18 protein-coding genes are annotated in these 20,568 nt (G+C 44.7%); 11 read left to right on the top strand and 7 right to left on the bottom strand.

The window, feature by feature from the left end:
• The first annotated feature begins 97 nt into the window (after window positions 1–97).
• The 10 genes from ACKU4E_RS04105 to ACKU4E_RS04150 all read left to right on the top strand — a co-directional run bounded on the left by ACKU4E_RS04105 (window position 98) and on the right by ACKU4E_RS04150 (window position 8,086).
• Window positions 98–1,294 carry a phage integrase central domain-containing protein gene (locus tag ACKU4E_RS04105; RefSeq protein WP_320169815.1) on the top strand — a complete coding sequence of 399 codons (1,197 nt, stop codon included), beginning with the start codon at window positions 98–100 and terminating at the stop codon, window positions 1,292–1,294.
• An 11-nt stretch (window positions 1,295–1,305) separates the two neighbouring features.
• Window positions 1,306–1,956 carry a hypothetical protein gene (locus ACKU4E_RS04110; protein ID WP_320169816.1) on the top strand — a complete coding sequence of 217 codons (651 nt, stop codon included), beginning with the start codon at window positions 1,306–1,308 and terminating at the stop codon, window positions 1,954–1,956.
• Between the two features lie 191 nt (window positions 1,957–2,147).
• Window positions 2,148–2,372: an AlpA family phage regulatory protein gene (locus ACKU4E_RS04115; RefSeq protein ID WP_320169817.1), complete on the top strand. Its 225-nt coding sequence runs from the start codon at window positions 2,148–2,150 to the stop codon at window positions 2,370–2,372.
• A gap of 1 nt (window position 2,373) precedes the next feature.
• On the top strand, window positions 2,374–3,993 hold the full coding sequence (locus tag ACKU4E_RS04120; RefSeq protein ID WP_320169818.1) for a DUF3987 domain-containing protein: 1,620 nt from the start codon (window positions 2,374–2,376) through the stop codon (window positions 3,991–3,993).
• Between the two features lie 267 nt (window positions 3,994–4,260).
• Entirely contained in the window at window positions 4,261–4,566 is a 306-nt protein-coding gene (locus tag ACKU4E_RS04125) for a plasmid mobilization protein (protein ID WP_051249765.1), read from the top strand.
• On the top strand, window positions 4,557–6,077 hold the full coding sequence (locus ACKU4E_RS04130) for a relaxase/mobilization nuclease domain-containing protein (protein WP_320169819.1): 1,521 nt from the start codon (window positions 4,557–4,559) through the stop codon (window positions 6,075–6,077). Before ACKU4E_RS04125 ends, ACKU4E_RS04130 begins: the two co-directional genes overlap by 10 nt.
• A 12-nt stretch (window positions 6,078–6,089) precedes the next feature.
• Window positions 6,090–6,842, top strand: a complete 753-nt coding sequence (locus tag ACKU4E_RS04135) for an ankyrin repeat domain-containing protein (RefSeq protein ID WP_320169820.1) — start codon at window positions 6,090–6,092, stop codon at window positions 6,840–6,842.
• Between the two features lie 72 nt (window positions 6,843–6,914).
• The gene (locus ACKU4E_RS04140; protein ID WP_320169821.1) at window positions 6,915–7,160 is read left to right on the top strand and encodes a ribbon-helix-helix protein, CopG family; all 246 of its coding nucleotides are present in this window, start codon (window positions 6,915–6,917) and stop codon (window positions 7,158–7,160) included.
• Window positions 7,147–7,425 (top strand): type II toxin-antitoxin system RelE/ParE family toxin, encoded by a 279-nt coding sequence (locus ACKU4E_RS04145; RefSeq protein ID WP_320169822.1) that lies wholly within the window; start codon window positions 7,147–7,149, stop codon window positions 7,423–7,425. Before ACKU4E_RS04140 ends, ACKU4E_RS04145 begins: the two co-directional genes overlap by 14 nt.
• Window positions 7,426–7,447: 22 nt before the next feature.
• Window positions 7,448–8,086 carry a hypothetical protein gene (locus ACKU4E_RS04150; protein ID WP_320169823.1) on the top strand — a complete coding sequence of 213 codons (639 nt, stop codon included), beginning with the start codon at window positions 7,448–7,450 and terminating at the stop codon, window positions 8,084–8,086.
• Window positions 8,087–8,249: 163 nt separating this feature from the next.
• Here the strand turns inward: ACKU4E_RS04150 and ACKU4E_RS04155 are convergent, their stop codons facing one another.
• From ACKU4E_RS04155 to ACKU4E_RS04175, 5 genes are all read right to left on the bottom strand, one after another.
• The gene (locus ACKU4E_RS04155; RefSeq protein WP_320169824.1) at window positions 8,250–8,681 is read right to left on the bottom strand and encodes a hypothetical protein; all 432 of its coding nucleotides are present in this window, start codon (window positions 8,679–8,681) and stop codon (window positions 8,250–8,252) included.
• A 75-nt stretch (window positions 8,682–8,756) separates the two neighbouring features.
• A complete protein-coding gene (locus tag ACKU4E_RS04160) occupies window positions 8,757–9,677 on the bottom strand; it encodes a restriction endonuclease (protein WP_320169825.1) in 921 nt (306 codons plus the stop codon).
• Window positions 9,678–9,733: 56 nt separating this feature from the next.
• Window positions 9,734–12,127: an EcoAI/FtnUII family type I restriction enzme subunit R gene (hsdR, locus tag ACKU4E_RS04165; RefSeq protein ID WP_320169826.1), complete on the bottom strand. Its 2,394-nt coding sequence runs from the start codon at window positions 12,125–12,127 to the stop codon at window positions 9,734–9,736.
• The gene (locus ACKU4E_RS04170) at window positions 12,127–13,365 is read right to left on the bottom strand and encodes a restriction endonuclease subunit S (protein ID WP_320169827.1); all 1,239 of its coding nucleotides are present in this window, start codon (window positions 13,363–13,365) and stop codon (window positions 12,127–12,129) included. Before ACKU4E_RS04170 ends, hsdR begins: the two co-directional genes overlap by 1 nt.
• Window positions 13,362–14,831, bottom strand: a complete 1,470-nt coding sequence (locus tag ACKU4E_RS04175) for an N-6 DNA methylase (RefSeq protein WP_320169828.1) — start codon at window positions 14,829–14,831, stop codon at window positions 13,362–13,364. Before ACKU4E_RS04175 ends, ACKU4E_RS04170 begins: the two co-directional genes overlap by 4 nt.
• A 224-nt stretch (window positions 14,832–15,055) precedes the next feature.
• Between ACKU4E_RS04175 and ACKU4E_RS04180 the strand changes: the two genes are divergently transcribed.
• Window positions 15,056–15,880 (top strand): AbiJ-NTD4 domain-containing protein, encoded by an 825-nt coding sequence (locus ACKU4E_RS04180; protein WP_320169829.1) that lies wholly within the window; start codon window positions 15,056–15,058, stop codon window positions 15,878–15,880.
• Window positions 15,881–16,084: 204 nt separating this feature from the next.
• Here the strand turns inward: ACKU4E_RS04180 and ACKU4E_RS04185 are convergent, their stop codons facing one another.
• Window positions 16,085–20,164, bottom strand: coding sequence for a tetratricopeptide repeat protein (locus tag ACKU4E_RS04185; protein WP_320169830.1), 4,080 nt, complete (start codon window positions 20,162–20,164; stop codon window positions 16,085–16,087).
• Entirely contained in the window at window positions 20,157–20,558 is a 402-nt protein-coding gene (locus ACKU4E_RS04190; RefSeq protein ID WP_320169831.1) for a hypothetical protein, read from the bottom strand. The genes ACKU4E_RS04185 and ACKU4E_RS04190 overlap by 8 nt, the downstream gene beginning before the upstream one ends.
• Window positions 20,559–20,568 lie beyond the last annotated feature (10 nt).

Raw genomic sequence — 20,568 nt, forward strand, 5'->3', positions numbered from 1 at the left:
TCGCTTAACCCCGTTGACATCCGTGGTTTGATATGGGTAGACGATCGAGTATATCGCAAATACTCATCCAATCTACCCGCAAAAAGGAGGAACCCGCATGGCTCTTACCGTAAAGCAGATTCAAGCCGCAAAACCCAAAAAGAAATTGTACCGCCTTGGGGATTCAAACGGACTGTGTCTTGAAGTCACCCCCTCAGGCACAAAATTATGGAGATACCGGTATCGTTTTAACGGCAAAGAAAAAATGATGGCCATAGGCTCATTCCCTGCGACTAGCCTCAAAGAAGCACGAGATAAGCGAGATGAACAACGTAAAATTCTAGAACGAGGTATAAACCCCTCCGAATACAAAAAAGACCAGCAAGCAGCGGCAAGTGGAGAAAATGAATTTGAATCAATTGCCCGCGAATGGCACACCAAATTCAAAAACACATGGACCGTAGGACACGCCCAAACTATTCTCAGCCGTCTTGAACTAAACTGTTTCCCTTGGATCGGCAAAATGATTGTCAGTGAGATTGAACCGCCGGATATCTTAAAAGTCCTCAGAAGAATTGAAAGCCGGGGTGCGCTTGAAACAGCCCACCGTGTACGCAGCATTCTCGGTCAGGTTTTACGTTATGCCGTAGCCACCGGCCGCGCCACCCGTGACGCTACTTCAGACCTTAAAGGTGCTCTTCCGCCAGTGAAGCACAAACACATGGCGACAATAACCGATCCTAAACAAATCGGCCCCCTTCTCAACAGTATTGATGAATATGAAGGCAGACACATAACCAAGTGCGCTTTGCAACTAGCTCCGTTAGTTTTCGTCCGTCCCGGAGAACTGAGGCACGGCTTATGGAGTGAAGTTGACCTTGAAGCCGCAGAATGGCGAATCCCTGCGGGTAAAATGAAAGCCCGTCGCCCACATATCGTTCCATTATCCAGGCAAGCCTTAGAAATTTTATATGAACTAAAACCACTGACCGGTGATGGTGAGTTTCTATTTCCAAGTGTACGCAGCAAGCTAACGCCCATGAGTGAAAACACTGTCAACGGAGCGTTGCGCCGCCTTGGCTACACCAAAGAAGAACTCACAGGACACGGTTTCCGCTCCATGGCTTCAACCAACCTTAATGAAAACGGTTGGAAGCCAGACGTGATTGAAAGACAGCTTGCTCACGTTGAAGGCAACAGCGTGCGTGCAGCTTATAACCATGCCGATTATCTCCCGGAACGGCGTAAGATGATGCAATGGTGGGCTGATTATTTAGATGCTTTGAAGAATGAGGATGAGATACCCAGCATTTAAGGAGATCAACTATGATAGCTAAATTGACACGCACAGCATTGAGAATGACGGCTTTAACTTTTATAATCTTTGAAGTAATGATTCTCTTAGGTCAGCTTTTTACTCTTTCCATGCTTGACGCTATATATATCGATATCAGCACGACAGCACAGGTAGCAATAATTATATTTAGTATGCTTCTATTTTATTACTCATGCAAGTACACGCATACTACATACGAAAAAGCATGGCTACATAGAACATTAGAACAGGTTATTGAAGGAAGATTGCTTGAACGAAAAAGTATCATTAATGCTCAAAAGATTGAGTCAGAAGAAAAAATAGCAACACAACTTCATGAAAAAGGTTTAACAACAGACGAATATATTAATGCCTTAGAGCAGCATGTCGAATCATTAAGAGCCGAGCTTGAGGAAGCACATGAAACAATAAATAAAAACAATTGGAAAAAGTGGTTTAATCCTGCGTGTAAAGCTATGGCTGATACGATTAGAGAGAATACTACACATAGGGCTGACCGTGTCATAGTCAAACAAAAAGACTTTTATGCTCGTGTAATTTCTCACTACCCCGACTATAAAAATCTAAAGGGTAAACCATTTGGATCAGCTTTATCTGAAGCATGGAGTTGTATGCCAAAAGGGGTAAAACTCGACGACTGACAGCATAATACGGATAAAAATTTCAATTTAAACCCAAATTATAAAACTGTTTCTCTCAAAAAAAGATCCAACTTTTTAGTATATTAGAAAAAAACATTTATTTTTTACCCCTTTTACCCCTTCAACCCGTCTAGCAAACAAATTCGATTCTTGTAGGCTTTCCTCAAACGTCAAAAAACGGAGGAAAGCTTATGAGAACCGAATCAAACCAGACTTCATACCACTTGCCTAATACGGGCTTTGTGAGACTTGTAGATGTCCTGAAGGTCATCCCGGTATCTAAAACAACATGGTGGAAAGGTATCCAGACCGGAAGATTCCCGAAGCCGGTCAAACTCACTGAGCGCACAACAGCATGGCGTGTTTGTGATATTCGTAGACTGATTGAAGAACTCCCAAATCAGAGCGAAGCCTAACATGTCTAATATGGCGTCCATGGCTTTTGAGGGGAGTAACCTGCTCCCCTCGCCAACCTCTTTCCCGCAAGGAGTTCTTCCGGCCAGTGTTGAAGACTCGCTATCTGTAGCGGCTTCAGCTTTTACGGTTCCTTTTGCCGTTCCTGCCGTAACCTTTCTTGCTGTGATCGGTGCAGCCGTCGGAAGAACCAGAGGCCTTGAAGTTAAACCAAGCTGGATCACGCACCCAAATCTATACTGGGCCCTTGTAGCGCGGTCAGGCATGGGTAAAAGTCCGTGCTCAAATGCCATATTGAAACCAATTCATGAGCAAGAAAATGCTGCATTTAAAGAGCATAAGCGAGAGTTAGAAGCATACGAGCTGGAATTAAGGGAATGGCAAAGCTCTTTTGCTCGCGCTCAACGCAAAAACGACACACTTCCAGACAAACCCATCTACCCTACTTGGGAGCAAATTTACGTTGAGGACAGTACCACGCAGGCCGTGGGATCAATTCTGTCCAATAATCCCCGTGGCATTCTCTGGTACCGTGATGAACTTTCCGGCCTGCTGGCCGATCTAGGCCGCTACGACAATAAAGGCAGTGACGGAGGCGACAAGGCTCGTCTGCTTTCCGCATACGATTGTGGTGCATGGAAAGTATCTCGCAGCACTAAAGATGCCCTTCACATACCGCACGCCTGCGTTTCTATCTTCGGGACAGTCCAGCCGGATCTGCTTCCATCACTCTTCAAGCATAAGGATACCGTTTCCGGCTTCCTGCCTCGATTCCTTTTCATTCGTTGTGAGCAAGAAGCTCCGCCCCTATGGACATCAGAAAGTTTTGATGGAGAACCGGCTGAGCATATCCATGGATTCATTCATCAGGCATTAGACTTGAATTTTGGTCCGGAGAACTCCCCTGAAATAATAAAGCTATCCGATGCGGCCAAACACAAAGTCAAAGACTGGTACGACAATCAGGTTCTATCTCATTGGTATCAACCGGAGCTTGAACAATTCGAATCTCTTGCACCTAAGTTACGCGGTGCTTTCTTCAAAATCTGCCTGATTATTCACATGTTGGACTGCTGGAGCACAGGCAAATCTGAGATGAGCCCTGTTCATCATGAATCAATTCAGCGAACCATTGTTTTAATGGAATGGCTTCAGGAACAACAAAGACAAGTCTGGACCCTACTTTCTGCCGGGAATAAATTTCAGGAAGCTTCAGCCATTGAACGGAGAGTTGCGCAAGCAATTGTTGCTCTTTCCAAAGAGCTAAATCAGGCTCTGCTTCCCACCTCACGTATTGTTGAATTCCTTAATCGTGAATTGCCAGAATCATTTCACATCAAGCCGGATGCAGTTGGCAAAACATACAAAAAATTAGGCATCGAAACCGGACGTAGCAGCAAAGAACGTGGCGCTAAACTGACCCCGGAAATCATCGAAACGCTTTCAAGATACTTCCCAGTAGAAAAAGGTGTCATAGGCGTCACAGATGTCACTGGGAACAATAAAAGTTTAGAATTTCAGGGTGATAACCAAGTGACATCTAAGGTGACACCTATTTTTCAGGTGTCATCAGGCGTCACTACTAAAAATGGTCATGAAAACAAGGACCTACAACAGGAATGACGGCTATGACACCTATGACACGTATTTTAGGGTTCAATACTTATTTGGGTCCAAGGGCTCTCACATTTCTTCATGGAGTTAAACCTGCAGCCCAATTTCGCGCCAGCACGATAGACCAAGATTCGTACATAGTAATGTGCTGTAGCTGTCCAAGCCAGTTTACCCAATGTTGCACACTGGGAACTGGCGAGGGAGATTCTCTCCCTTCGATCCCACGTAAGATTAAGAGCCGTGCAAGCACTCCACTCTCTGCGAGGTTTGGACTCCATGAAGAATAATGAAGAGAAACGCACCGAGTTCGTGAACACACGTGTCACTCCTTCGGAAAAGAAAATACTCAAGCTTCAGGCTGAAGCCGAAGACATGAGTCTAGGCGATTATGTGCGCGAGAAACTGAATCGCCCACGAGTCAGGAAAACAAAAGCAGAAAGACAAAAAGTCATCCACTTGGCCCGCATCGGCAACAACATGAACCAAATAGCTCGTTGGGCAAATACTTATAAGAAAAATGCTGAAGCTGCACAGGTGGTTCTAGCTCTCCTCGAAATAAAGGAGCAGCTCAAATGCTTATGAAAGTATTCCGACACGGAGTCGGACGCGGGGCGAAGGTCGTTGAATATGTGACGGGTAAAAAGGACTCCAAAAGAAAGGAGAATCCACCTGAAGTACTGCGTGGAGATCCAGACTTAACCTCAGACCTTATCGATACCACTACCCGTAAATGGCGATACACTTCCGGAGTTCTCTCATGGGCTCCGGAGGACAAGGTCACGCCTGAAGACGAAAGAAAGCTCATGGACAGCTTTGAATCATACGCTTTTGCAGGACTTGAAGCGGATCAATATTCAATCCTTTGGGTGCGTCACAGCCATGCTGGCCATCATGAGATGCATTTTGTAATTCCGCGCACAGAACTACGATCAGACAAAGCTCTTAATCCCTGCCCGCCGGGATGGGAGAAGCAATATAATCCATGGTGTGAACTTCACAATCGTCGTCACAACTGGGCACGCCCTGATGAAATGAAACGCGCAAGGTTGGTCAGTCCGGGCAGCTCAATACAGAGCTATAAGTTCGGCAATGCTTCAGAGGTAAGACGGACCGTAACTGAAGCGATCGTTCAAGGTGTGGAAGCCGGTCTTATTCATAACCGGCAAGACATCGTCAGAACTCTTGAGGAATTCGGCTTTGGTGTACCGCGCCAAGGCAAAGAATATATAACTATTGAACTACCAGAAAACGACAACAGCACTGTTTCCCAGAAACGAAAAAACCGCCGCATTAGGCTAAAAGGAGTACTTTATGCAAGCTCATGGACAGCCGAGCAATTCAAACAACGCGCTGAGCTTAGCCGAGAAAATGAAGGAGCAGATGGAAGAGCAAGTGCAAAGCTCCAAGCTGATAATTCAAGAAGGATTGCAGAGCTTGAGAAAAGCGTTTCTAAAATCCGCCAAACACGAGCTGAGTACCATCGAAACCGCTATAAAAACAGAGACCGCAGAACTCTCAAAAATTCAACAAACCTTAATCCGCGACATGCACCGATCCTTGAAGATCCCAGTCGCAGTATCATTAGCGGTGACAATCGTTTGCTGTCTGGTCCTAGTGGGGGGGACTCTATTCTGGATAGATCTTCAGGGAACAAACCTAGCAGAACTTTCCCAGAAGATAGAACACCAGAGGGCAATAGAGAAAAAGCTCGTGAGCTGGGGAGTAACGCCCCTTCTGGACAACAACCGCAGATTCATAGTTCTACCAGCCGGAACAAGCCTGAATCAGAATTGGCAATCAGGAAACCGTCCCGCCATTTTACTCAAGGATTAAGCCATGAACGAATTACAGAAGAGCTTATTGGACGCGCTGAGCCGAATCGAAGAGGAACAAGCACGCCGTCTGGACGAACAAGATCAAAAGATAACCGAGCTGGAAAAGGAAATACAGGGCTGCCGGGACTTGCAGAGCGAATTGGAGCGAGTTTTGAGCGAATTGGAAAAATTAGCTCAGCTCTAGTCCAAAAGATTATGAACCCCAGAAGCCGCAAAAAGACTTTAAAAGCTGGAATTAATAAACTATTGAGCAGGTAAAGGAGTCAGTAAATGAATCATTACGAAGGAAATATAGAAGATGCGCTCAGCAAACACGACATAGAAGCCGTATGGAAATGGCTGGAGCATGGCGGCAATCCCCGCCATATCACTGAATACGGAGACTCACTGCTCCATATCGCAGCGTTAAATGATAACACCGACGCCACAAAGCTGCTGCTTGATGTCGGCGTAGACCCTAATACCCGTAACGCCGAAGACCTCACCCCCATATGCTACGCGAGCAAAGCTGAAACAATCATCATGCTGCATGAATACGGCGCGTCTTTAACCGTTGAAGATGGCAATTACGGCCCTCCCCTACACCGTGCGGCCTGCGGTCTGTCCGTGGAAGCAGTAACGACCATGGTCGCTCTCGGTGCTGATATTTATGCTGAGCCTTCAGAAGGAGGATTACCGGCAGTATATAACAGCTTTCTTTCGGAGAACTGCAAAGCAATGTTGCTGGCGTTCATCTCAATGGGCTTCAGTGTTAACGGCATAGAGGGACATCCCCTGCTTCACTATGCTTACGGGAGTGAGAGACTTGAAGCGGTCAAGCTACTTCTAAAGCTTGGAGCAGATCCTACCCTCAAAGACGAGAACGGTAGAGACTTTGAAGCCTTTAAGGAAATGGTCAAAGAGCGACGGAAAGCAGCCAACAGTCAGTCCACCGAAGCAGAACAAAAAGTTAATCCTTTACTTGAGGAATTTGAAAAGCAATTGATTGAAACCGCGCGACTAAAGGAAGAGCTTAACAATTAGGGCAAAAGAGCTCTCTAGCCGGAAGTTGACTACAATGTATACAATGTCTACATTGTCTAAAAGGAGTTAACTATGAGCACAGTTACCGCACGAGTTTCAGATGAAACCGCATCAAAGCTTGATGCCCTTGCCAAGGCTACAAATCGCAGCAAGTCCTTTCTTGTTGCAAGCGCGCTGGAGCGTTTTCTTGAAGAACAGGCATGGCAGATAGCCCAGACGGTTGAAAGCCTTGAGCAGGCCGATAGAGGCGAATTCGCGACAGCATCCGAAGTTGAAGAAGCTTTCGGAAAGTGGGGATTAAAGGTTGAAGCTGACTAGAATCAATTGGACAAAGAACGCAATCAGAGATCTTAATTCTATCCGCCGCTATTTAGCCGAGCAAGCTGATGAAGAAGTAATGGAGTCCGAAGCGAAACGCATATGGGACGGCTGCCAGCGGTTAAAACAATTCCCAGAAAGTGGCCGTCCCGGTCGAGTTCCAATGACACGAGAAGTTGTTATCTCACCTTACATTATCCCCTACCGTATTCAGGGTGATGCTGTGGATATTCTTAATATTTTTCATTCTTCTCAGAAGATTTGATAATTAAAAAACAGCAAAACTTATGCTGACTAAAATTTATAGATACATAAAGCAGATAGAAGCTGCCCCTGTAAAATTAGAACAGATTTTATTTTGGGCTCTTATTCCGCCTTTATTAATAGAGACATCGCTAAGGCTTAATTTAATTTCGATCTCAAATACAATTGTTGATTCCATAGGCATGGAAAATGTAATTCTTTTCTTCGTTATCCCATACCTACTCCATGGTTTTTGTCGCTTCTTGAAAGAACTTTTAAAGCAATATAAGCTAGGCCATCTAATAAGATGCAACAATTTTTTTATTATTGAATTGTATAACTATGCTATTCTATCCTGTGCAACAGTCTCAGGCTTCATGTTATATGTACCAATTCGACTTTTATTTGAGGAAGGATGGAGTGCGTCTGTTGTGGCTAGACTTTTAGTCTCATTAATATTTTTTGGAATATTATACTTTTGTGACTATTCTTTGAAGCTTGCATTTAAGAACAAATTACCTATTTCTATTTTTTGCTATACAAAATGTATCGCCATAGTATGCAAGGGCAATATTACTCTTTTCAAAAAATTCAAACCGATTATCCCTTTACTTAGCTTTGGCAACATTGGCTTAATATATGTGCTGATCAAATTGCAAGATTATTTAAAACTAAATATTTGATTTCAAAAATTTATACATTTCATCAACTAAACTAAAGGATCTATTCGCCGCACAATTTGCGGTGAAACGAGGTGCTATTTGCCGCAGACTTTGCGGTGATTATAAAATAGTTGGCAAATATGACAAAAGATAAGAAATAAAATTTTTTAGTCAACCAAACATCTTACAGATTTAATTTTGCTATATTATGCTTTGCATTTTTTATGTTAATTTTTTTACCACACGCACTTTCAAAATAAACATCTTTTAATGTTATATCACTAAAATCATCAACACTTGTGGTATACAAAACATCTATTCTTTCACCAACTTCAATTTCATAAAAACCACCTTCATCAATCTTTATCCCTTTTTCTGACAAATAAAATCCTTGATGTTCTCCATTGGAGTATATCCCTACAAGAGTCAATAAAGTTATAGGACGCCTACCTTTATTGGTTGCGCGAACTGTAAACCAGATATAATCACCACCTTCATCCTTTGAAGCTTCAGAGGAAACCATGAGTCTAGGCCTATCTCTCCATGCTAAAATCAACATAACGACTAAACTAATAACCGAGATAAACAATGTAATATGATTCGAACCTATTTCCAAAACAAGATATCCCTACAGATGACTTTTGTCTTTATTTGCGGTGAATAAACTCATTAATTACCGCAAAGCAAAACGTTACTCATTATCAAAATAGTCGGAATCAACCTTTTTGACTTCATACTTGCCTACGGTCGAAACACCTACGTTATGATCAACCATGAGACGGCCTAGCCTTTCTCCATCGATAAGAATGATCCTTGTATCGATCAATGAGACATATTCTTCAGCGGCTTTGGTAAATGAGGAACTTGTAATGAAAACGCCTTTTTTAGCGCGCTGGCCTTGAAGTGCTCCGGCAAATTTTTGAATTTCGGGCCTACCTACCGGACCTTCCCAGCGTTTAGCCTGAATGAATATAACATCTAATCCAAGCCTATCTTCATTGATAATTCCATCAATACCGCCATCTCCACTTTTCCCTAATGCTTTGCCTGCATCCTGACGGTTACCGCCATACCCCATATTTACGAGTAGATCGACGACCAGCTTTTCAAAAAATGATGGAGATGCTTCTTTAACAATCGTAAGCAGTTCTGATTCAAGACTTTTACGTAGCTTCTGATATGCTGATGCCAGAGCATCTTCAGGGGTATGCAGAGACTCGGCAGCCTTTTCGGACTCCCCAGAATCCCCCTTTTCTTTACTGGGTTTTCTTCTATTTCTAAATTCAAGAAATTCGGGATACTGACTTAATGTTTCAGTATTAATCTCACTTGGATTTGTTGCTAAAAGCTCAAGTCCCCGCTCAGTTATGGTGAAAAATCCACGCTTTGGTGCGGCTAAGAGTCCTGCTTGTTTTAAATATGATCTTGCCCAGCCAACACGGTTATTGAATAAAGGCTGATTACCACTTGGAAGGAGTTCGTTTCTTTCTTCAGAAGACAAAGAGAATTCGTCTGCCAACAACTCTACAGCATCTCTGAACTTATGTTCCTTTCGGTCTGACGCAACTTTCAATACAGGCAGCATCAATGTTTGATAATCTGGAATAGCCACGAAGTTCACCCCTTATATAAACATTTCAAAATTCAATAGCCGGAATAAATTAAACCCTACATCGATACGTACAACCGCTCCTGAAACCCAACAAAAACATCACGGATTGCGGCAATTGTTCCCAGTTCTGCTACGGCATCACCAATAGACTGGTATTTCAGTTCGAGTAGGTCGGGCAGTTTATCCTGATCCAGCTCGTTTACGCCCTCAAATACGTAATGAGCGAGCACGAAGGACAGGAACTGCTGTTGTTTGTCATTGTATTCCCGGAAAATTAGATCCTTGCGGCTTTCTACCCGCTCTTCACGGCTAATTGGAGCTAAGGAGAATGCAACATATGCGAGGACGTCGAAAAGATCGCTCTTCTCAGCGTTGATCATCTTGCTTAGTTCTCTAAGCTGTTCTTGCCCATATCCTTTTTCCTCAAGGCCAGCGAGGAGCTTCTTGCGGGTATCCGGCTTGCCCCAGAGTGCGCAGAGTTCATCTTCATCTTTGAACAGTTCCGGCAAATCTCCATACATCTGTTCTATGAACTGAGCCGCCGAGATCGGCTTACCCGAAGTACTCCAGAAGGATGTAGCCATCATGTGCTGAATCATTCGCTCTTTGCCATCTGCAAGCTTGATCTTAATCTTTGCTTTTTTCTTGCACACACAAGGATTTTCACCGCATTTAGGGCAAGGAGATTTAGGTTTCTCACATATGCAAGGACGATGGCCACATACTGAGCATCGTGCAGGATTAATATCTATTCCCGGACCTTCTGTGCCCAGTTCGGGCTCGACCGGTTCGCCATCCCATTCAGGATCGCTGAAATGCTCGTATGCTTTTACGAAATCATAGATAGTAAAATAGTCCTTCCCGTCAAATAGGCGGGTTCCGCGCCCTACTATCTGCTTAAATTCGATCATGGAGTTAACCGGACGCATCAGAACAATGTTGCGAACGTTACGGGCATCAACTCCAGTGGAAAGCTTTTGCGAGGTAGTGAGAATGGTCGGGATTGTTTTATCGTTATCCTGAAATTTACGAAGGAAAGCCTCCCCGGCGGCACCATCATCAGCGGCGACGCGTACGCAATAGTTCGGGTCAGTACTACATTTGCACTGATTAACAAGATCCCGGATCACCCGTGCATGGCCCTGAGTAGCTCCGAAAACTATCGTCTTCTGGCTTTGGTCAATGGAGTCCATAAAGATATTCACACGGTTGCTCTCACGTTCCCTGATCTCAATTTTACGGTTGAAATCATTCTCGCCATAACGCTTACCCTCTTCCGGTTCGCCCTCAATAATCGAATCATCAGGGGTATAAACGTAGTCATCCAACGTAGTAGCAATCTGAACGACCTTGAATGGAGTAAGGAAGCCATCATTAATGCCATCTTTCAGGGAATAGATGTACACCGGCTCACCAAAGTAAGCATAGGTATCAACGTTACCTTTGCGCTTCGGCGTGGCGGTCAGTCCAAGTTGGACGGCAGGCGAAAAGTATTCCAGAATACCGCGCCAGTTGCTTTCGTCCCTAGCTCCGCCCCGGTGGCACTCATCGATGATGATAAAATCAAAGAAGTCCGGCGGGTAGTCTCCGAAATTAGGAGCGGGATTACCATCCGCGTCCCTACCGCTCATGAAGGTCTGGAATATTGTAAAGAAAATATTACCATTCTTCGGGACCATCCCTTTTTTACGGATAGCATCCGGCGAAATACGTACCAGCGCATCTTCCGGGAAAGCTGAGAATGAGTTGTAAGCCTGATCAGCCAGAATATTGCGATCCGCAAGAAACAGAATCCGAGGTCTGCGGGTAATCTCTTCCCCGTCCCGCCATTCTTTTATATTCCAGCGGCTATAGAACAGCTTCCACGAGAGCTGAAACGCAATAAAGGTCTTACCTGTTCCGGTAGCAAGGGTCAGCAGGATACGGTCATTCCCTGCTGCAACGGCCTCAAGCGCACGGTTGATAGCATTATGCTGATAGTAGCGCGCTTCCCAGCTACCGCCCTTATCCTCAAAAGGAACCGCCGCGAAACGGTCACGCCAGCGGTTTTCCTCCGCAAAGGTATCGTTCCACAATTCTTCCGGCGTAGGAAAGCAATCAACATTACCTTCCTCGCCGGTTTCCATATCTATACGGTAGATACCTATTCCGTTAGTGGAGTAAGCAAACCGAGCCTGCAGTTTATCAGCATACCGCTTGGCCTGCGCAACGCCCTCAGTATCAGCTAAAGATGCTTTCTTCGCCTCAATGACAGCCAGCTTCTGTCCGCGATAAACAAGGACATAATCAGCAATGTCCCTATCTCCACGCTTCCCCCCACCAACTAAGCGGCCTTGGGTAATGACTTCACGTTTAACACGGCTTTCATCAATCTTACCCCAGCCGCAAGCAGCAAGGACAGGATCAATCAACTCAGCACGGGTTTCAGCTTCATTGAGGTTCTGGTGCATCAGTTCTCCATTTGTTGATCAACCATTTCCGCCGCGGCAGAAGCGGTAAGTTCACCCGCAAAGGCTTTTTGCAGGATGGATTGTTTTAGGTCTTGGAGGTTGGTTAGTTTTTGTTGGTAGATAGATACAAGTTGTTGAGCGTTAGCTTTTAATTCCTCTAATTCGACAATGATTTTTTGTTGTTCCTGTTTATCTTTAGGAAAACAAATTTTATTAGCCAATATTCGTTTGGGAGCAGTATGACGAACCATGGTCCCTGTTGCTGTAGCTTTTATTGAGTCTGAAAAGATGCGTGACTGAAGGAAATAAAATAAAAAACGTTTTTTCAGTCTATCTTCACTGAATATTATTTTTCCTATTCGTTGATTATGAAGGATGTTATTGGTATCGATAATGGCAGGCTTCCCTAATATTTTCATTTTGGAGGATAAATCAGTCATGACCACAGTTAGATCGCCTTTTGTGAATAAATAACCTTCTGGTATTGAAGAAATTAATCTTTTCGTATTTTTGCTGTTAAATTTTAACTTAGCATCTTCGGAGTAATTACCCGGTGTTAAAACAATTGGTTTTGAATTATCGTCACTAACTTCAAAATCTTTGCTTTTAAATGCATGCCCATGGGTAATCTTAATTAACTCATCAAGTTTTTTTTCTTCCCAATCATCACCCGGCTCCGCAAAAACACCATTCAAATAGCTCTCAAACAACTCCCGAGCATTAGCGAGATTCTTCTCAGTATTGGCAATAGCTTTATCAATGGCCGCAAAAGCTTTGTCGAAAATAGCCACTATGCGTTTTTGTTCCTGGAGTGGAGGGAGTACAATGGGCAGCGATAAAATTTGATTTCGAGATAATCCGGGAATAGCTGCGCCAGTTGCTAAATCTTGTAAATGGTCAAAACATGACAGCAGATACGCATAGACATAACTTGGATTTGCAGAAATCACACGAACAGCCACTAGCTGACGACTAATAGCAACCTCTTTATGATTAAGGACATTTGTTTTGCCTACCCCAGAGCCTTTTACTGTTATTAATATGTCACCTTCCAGAGCAGTCTTTTTTGGGTGTTCTGTCCATTTTGAAATCATAGGATTCAGGTGGCCAAAATCAGATGGACCAGTCAAATATCCAATACCTTCACGGGAAGTATTGTAGTCTTTTGCTGCAATATGTTGACCTGAAATAAGCTCACATACCGAACCAAGCTGTTGTGTCTTACCTGATGAACTCACAACATCCCCCGCACAACACCCAAAATATCAGCGGTCTCCTTATCCAGCTCCACCATCTCCGCAAGTATCTCTTCCGGCGAACGCAAAGGAGCCTCTTCCGGCGCATTGGGATTCTTCACAGAAAGATCAAATGAATCCTGATCAACATCCTTGATATCAACAGTCCATGACTTTTCAGACTCTTTCCCACTCTTCTGAAACTCGACAAACTCTTTCAAATCATCGTCATTCAGAGGATTGGTCTTGCCAAGACTCCTTCCGGGATCAAGCTGGTAATACCATGTCTTGCGGGTAGGTGCGCCCTTTTCAAAGAACAGCACTACGGTTTTTACTCCAGCACCGAGGAAGGTTCCGCCGGGACAATCAAGGACAGTATGCAAGTTGCAGCTCTCAAGAAGTTCCTGCCGTAATGCCTTGGATGCATTATCAGAGTTGGAGAGAAAGGTATTCTTGATAACAACAGCTGCCCTGCCGCCTGCTTTCAGGTACTTGATAAAATGCTGCAGGAACAGAAAAGCGGTTTCCCCGGTCTTGATGGAGAAGTTCTGCTGAATCTCCTTTCGCTCTTTGCCCCCGAATGGCGGGTTGGCAAGGATAATGTCATAACGGTCCTTTTCCTGAACATCAGCAAGGTTTTCGGCAAGGGTATTGATATGCAAAATGTTGGGGGTATCAATGCCGTGTAGAATCAAGTTCATGATGGCAATGACGTATGCGAGTGACTTTTTCTCTTTGCCGTAGAAAGTTGCGGTCTGCAAAGCTTTAAGCTGTCCGGTACTCAGATCAACACCTTTGCCGTCCGCGCCATATCGCAGGTAATCGAAACTTTCACAGAGGAAGCCCGCAGAACCGCAAGCACCGTCATAAATGGTTTCACCAATGGTCGGGTTAACCACATTGATCATGGCCCGGATAAGCGGTCTGGGGGTGTAGTACTCACCACCGTTACGGCCCGCGTTGCCCATGTTCTTGATCTTGGTTTCGTACAGATGGGAAAGCTCGTGCTTCTCCTTCTGGGACTTGAACTGAAGCTTATCCATCAGCTCCAGAGCATCCCGCAGGGAATAGCCGGACTGAAACTTGTTTTTGATCTCCCCAAAAATTTCACCGATCTTGTATTCAATGGTGTCGGACGAAGAAGCACGCTGCTTGAATCCTTTCAGATAGGGGAACAGCTCTTCATCAACGTATGAAATCAGGTCATCACCGGTAAGGGCTGTATCGTGATCAAAACTGCCGTCAGCATTCTTAGGCGCAGCCCATACGGACCAGCGATGCTTTTCATCAATGATGAACTCGTAGCTTTCTCCACGCAATTCAGCCTGCATGGCGCGATCCTGCTCAAGATCATCAAGATATTTAAGGAACAGCATCCACGAAGTCTGCTCGGTATAATCAAGCTCTGAGGAACAACCAGCTTCCTTCCAGAGAACGTCATCTATATTTTTAAAAGTCTGCTCAAACATTGAAATCCTTATTGGTTTTGCTAGTATTTATAACAATATAACAGCAGTGTCTATAATCAGAACCGAATTAATACACGCTGCGTCAGAAGATTTCGTACACATGGCCGGAAAGTGCAAGATTTAATGTTCGGGGAAGGATTATGCGGGGTGGTGTTGTGTTATGTGGGTAAAGTGATTATAGAAAATTTCACGAACAAATCAGATAAGCATTAGGATACTTAATTATGACTTCTTTTTCAGAACGCATGGGTTATGCCGCCCCACCTGAATTCTTGCAACTAGATGGGATGACCGATGAGCTTCGTTGCTTACTCGCCAACCTTTGTGTTGATAATCTTACATACTTGAATACCAACAAATTATTAACAATAGAAAAACGTATGCATCACGTTTTAAAAAAAGAATATGGAACCTTTTCATTCACTAACACCGAGATGCATAGACTAGATGAATATTATAGCTTTATGCACAACAATTTTCGTACTTTTTTTAAAAATCTAGAATGGCACCAACGTTACAGCATTATAGAAATCTTAGTATCTTCTTTTTCTAAAATTGAAGAACAAATTGCTTTTATTATCATTCTGAATAAAATTCTTGAACAAGAAAATTCAGGATACAGAATGAACAAAAAGTGCTTGCTAGTTCGTATTACAAATAAAAAAGAACTAGAAGAAGTAGAAGAAGCCCAAAACAATAATTATGAAACGGTAAAACTGCATATGAATAAGGCTGTTGTTCTTTTTTCCGACAGAGATAATCCAGACTATGCCAATGCAGTTAAAGAAAGCATTAGCGCAGTCGAAGCATTAGCAAGACATCTTACAGGACAAGATAATGGTAAACTTGGACAACTTGTAAAACAACTTGATTTACACAAAGCTCTCGCTGGAGCCATCAGCCAATTTTACGGATGGACTAATGACGATGCAGGAATCAGGCATGCACTCAAAGATTCGAATTCACCCGTTGATTTTGACACTGCTAAATTCGCTATCGTTACCAACTCAGCTGTAATCAACTTTATTACGGCAAAATTTAAAAAATAATTTTCAGCACGAGTACCCACACGAGTACACCAATTTCCCCAATCTAAAAAATCATACAATCCCGACACCATACACCATCAATTCGATGTCCCCCGCCTCCACCATAAGCCCCATTTTTCTATAAAAAATACCCCCCGTGCAATTCATGAAATTGCACGGGGGGTATTTTTTGTTCAGTGATAAAGCTCCGGGCAGGTCGTTTTTTTAACTGTTCAGTTGGAGAGCCTTACGAATCTGCTCTGCTACACCCATGAGCTGTTGTGATTCTTCTGTTTGTCCCAGAGATTGATAAACTTTTGCAAGGTTATCAAGTACAGGCAGAGCCTGTTCATATTCATTCCTATGAAACAGTACATCGGCATAACGCCGGCCTACTGCTAAAATTCCATCAACACGCCCTATGGATAGAAACAATTCAAATGAGCTTTTCAGCAAAGGCAAGGGCTGTATCTCTTCTTCTCTGGCAAGATGGATCTGCGCAATATCAAATTTTGTCGCAGCTATTCCTTCCAAATTTCCAAGCTGCTCATATATGAGTTTAGCCTCGTTCATCAATTCCAGAGCTTGTTCAATTTTCCCCTTATTTTTATAAATTCTTGCAATGTCCCCAAGGGTAACGGCTCTCTCTCTAGTATCTCCAAGCTGCTCATATACTTTGAGTCTTTCACGATGCAATTCCAGAGCTTGTTCTATTTTCCCCTTATTTTTATAAATTCTTGCAATGTCCCCAAGGGTAACGGCTCTTGATCTAGTATCTCCAAGCTGCTCAAATATGAGTTTAGCCTCGTTCATCAATTCCAGAGCTTGTTCAATTTTCCCCTTATCGGTATAAATTCTTGCAATGTCCCCAAGTGTAACGGCTCTTGATCTAGTATCTCCAAGCTGCTCATATATGAGTTTAGCCTCGTTCATCAATTCCAGAGCTTGTTCAATTTTCCCCTTATCGGTATAAATTCTTGCAATGTCCCCAAGGGTAACGGCTCTTGATCTAGTATCTCCAAGCTGCTCATATATGAGTTTAGCCTCGTTCATCAATTCCAGAGCTTGTTCAATTTTCCCCTTATTTGTATAAATTCTTGCAATGTCCCCAAGGGTAACGGCTCTTGATCTAGTATCTCCAAGCTGCTCATATATGAGTTTAGCCTCGTTCATCAATTCCAGAGCTTGTTCTATTTTCCCCTTATCGGTATAAATTCTTGCAATGTCCCCAAGGGTAACGGCTCTTGATCTAGTATCTCCAAGCTGCTCATATATGAGTTTAGCCTCGTTCATCAATTCCAGAGCTTGTTCAATTTTCCCCTTATTTGTATAAATTCTTGCAATGTCCCCAAGGGTAACGGCTCTTGATCTAGTATCTCCAAGCTGCTCATATACTTTGAGTCTTTCACGATGCAATTCCAGAGCTTGTTCAATTTTCCCCTTATTTGTATAAATTTTTGCAATGTCCCCAAGGGTAATGGCTCTTGATCTAGCATCTCCAAGCTGCTCAAATTCATCTCTTGCTGATTTAAACTGCTCCAGAGCCTTATCAGGATATCCACTTTGGTTCTGCAATCTAGCGAGCCGTAGGCGAGCTGACGATAATTGAAATTGATCATCATTATCCAAATTATTGCGTCTTTCATAACTTTCCACGGCTTCATATGCCATTTCCAGAGCGGATGCGGTTTTTCCTCCATCTTGGCATATCTCGGCAGCAACATAGAGTAATTCAGGGTCAGGTCTTGTCTTGGTTAGTATAATTTCAAGAGCCTTCTCCGCCGTTTCTGCAAGGGTAACGTAATGAGTCTTGTCCTTTAAGGAGCGCAGAGCATCTGCGCTGCATATATTCAGAATGGCAGCATTTTCCGCACGCATCGCCAAACGAAACAGCTCTTCATCAAAGGCAAACGGGCGCTTTGATCTATCCGCTCCTCCCCAATGACTCAGGAGATCCGGCAGAATTGCATTGATGGCACCCCTGATTTCTTCTTCGCTAAACTGTCTACTGCCCAATGCCCTCGGTGCAGCCAGAGGAGCAGCTATGAAGCTGGCTTCCTGCGGCTCAAAATAATCCGGCATGGTGTCCCAAAGACCGAAAGCCACAAGGCGCTTAAAACACCTGTCTGGATTATCGTCCACGGACATGATGCTCAGGTTCTGGACAAATTTAGTGAAGACCGAGTCAACAACGGGAACATTGAACAGGGTCGATAATCGCAGTATGTCCTGCTCCTGCCTGTTTAGCAGTTCAAAGGTTGTTTTCGCAAAAATGTCGTCCAGATGCGCACGCACAACTTCCTGTTCCGGGTCCCGACCTTCGGCAATATAGGCTTCAAGGTGTTCCAGTGCCGTTATACAGGCATCCTCATCTTCGACTCCCAGACGAAACAGACGATCCTGCAGCCCGGCGTTGCCTTTAACCGCCTTGATGATGCGCATCTCCAGAACATTTTCCAGTCTGTCACCGCTTGAATTGTTCTTGGCCAAGGCCTGCTTTCTACTTTCTTCCTCTTTCATCGGTCGCAGGTTCAGGTACAGAAGTTTATCGCAGAGGTCTCGTCCGTCCTTGTGCAGGCAGAATCGATAGCGACTGGTAAAAAGCAGCCGGGACCGGCCTGTATGTGCGTCAAAGGCCTCAATAAGGGCAGCTATGGCCGGGCTGCAATCGGGCTTCACCATATGAATCGAATCATCTGATTCCGGTGCAACCAGAGCCTGCTCGAAGTCATCCACAACAAGCAGAATGGGCTTCTGTTCATTGTCGCAATTCTTCAGAATCTTCTTTAAGGCCGCACGAAGCTGCGCCGGATTATTCCGTACTTCCTCCCGATAACTGTCCATAATTTTATCAATGCCATCCATGTCCTTTTTGGCTATGGCCTCCAGAATCATATGAGCCTGATAGTGAACGCTCTGATCCCCGCCCCTTTCCTTGGGACCATAGACGACTACGACTTCATGGTTGGGCATGCGGCAGGCTATTCTGGCTGCAAGGCTGGATTTGCCCTGACGGCCTGTACCATGAACGCATACCCCGGCATGTGATTTGGAATTGAATTCGGCCAGTATCTGCTGGATATCTCTTCGCCTGCCCACAAAATCAAAACGTGAGGCCACCGGGACCTGCTGACGATCCGTATCCAGAAAGGCTTTCACTCCATGATCGCGCGAAAGGCTAAGGCGGGCCTTTGTGCCGTTAGCCAGCACCCCGCCGCCGTCCGGTCCCAGATAGAGGCGGGCCAAATGCCAATTTTGGGCCGGTGCCCTTTCGTCCTCCGGAACAAGCAGGCTGTACCTGGCTCTGGCAACTGAAGATTCCAGGTCTCCATTATTGGAGAGGAATTTGTAAAGGTTGGCCGCAAAAAGCGATGCCTGGGAATCATATACGGATTCACCCCAACCGATAACGGCAGGCATCCCCTCTTTTACACAGGCTAAAGCCATTGAATCGGAAACAGCATTTGCCGCGGATTTGGCACTCTGGCATGCTGAGAGAAACAGCAGCCTGGGCTTGTGCAAGCTCAGGGCGGATAAAAATTTATTCGCCGTAACGGTTTTTTCCGTACCGACTTCGCTTTCAAGCAGCAACAGCGGTTCAGCAACTCTATCTGCCCGACCGTGGCAGGACAGGTGCAAAGCATCCATTCCCCTGTGTCCGGAGGGAAGGTTACTGTACATATCACCTATTGTTTCAGACAACTGATCCAGATTTCCGCTTTCCTCCACTACCAGTTCAAGGTTCTTGTCGCGAGTAGCCCTGAGAATGGCGGATTCTTCAAGCTCGAAATTAAGCACCGTCCGTACATCGCTTGGAGAGGCGGCCATAAAGGCCATGCTAAGGCGGTAAGGTGATGGGGAGGCAATATTCCCATTAGGTTTACCAATCCTGCGGATGGGGCAGAATGGAGTCCCGGAATGGGCGGCCAGATACAAATCATTCTCAGCCAGAATTTCCCACGGCAGATCCAGAAAAATCCGGGTATGCGCACATGCGTCTTGAACTTTTTGATCCTTTTCTGCCCAGCGCAATTCATCGGGCGAAACCCTTATCTCTAGAAAACCCTTATGCCGCACCCCCTTCGCAAGCTGTGCCCACAGTCCTTTTTCCTTAAGCCATGCAAGCATAGCGCTGCCAAGCTCTTTATACTCATCTGCCGCCGAGTCAGTCCGGTAAAGGGTCTGGTACTGATCCTGCCATTTTTCAAAAAGCGGATATTCACCTTCAAGTGCAACAGGACCGCTCATCCCCTCCCAATAGGCGCTGACTGTATCCCCGACTTTTTCAAGGTAAGGTTTAGTCATTGTTTTTCCTTCCCTGTTCTTCAGCCATGGCAGATGCCAAATCCTCCGACTTGGCCTTTTTCAGATTGAAGGCCACACCGCCTATAACGAAATTAATATCAAATTCAGGCAAGCTCTTTTCAAGCTTACCGACCATGTTTTTAATCCTATTGATTTTATCAACCACCTTGGACCTGTTGATAAGGTCGATTGTTGCCACCAGTGCGGGAGGAATGGCCAGGGCGATGATTACATAATCCACCACATCAGTTTTCAGAGCATCATTTTCAGCTTCCCGCACTACTTCACTCAGCACAGGCTCACCGCCAAATATTTCGCTTACGGCCATTTGTATGGATGCAGCAGCCTCCGCAGCATCCGGCCCCTGGATTTCAAGTCTGAAAGATTCGTTCATGCCCCCCTCC

This window comes from Maridesulfovibrio sp. (assembly GCF_963677005.1).
Lineage (GTDB): Bacteria > Desulfobacterota > Desulfovibrionia > Desulfovibrionales > Desulfovibrionaceae > Maridesulfovibrio.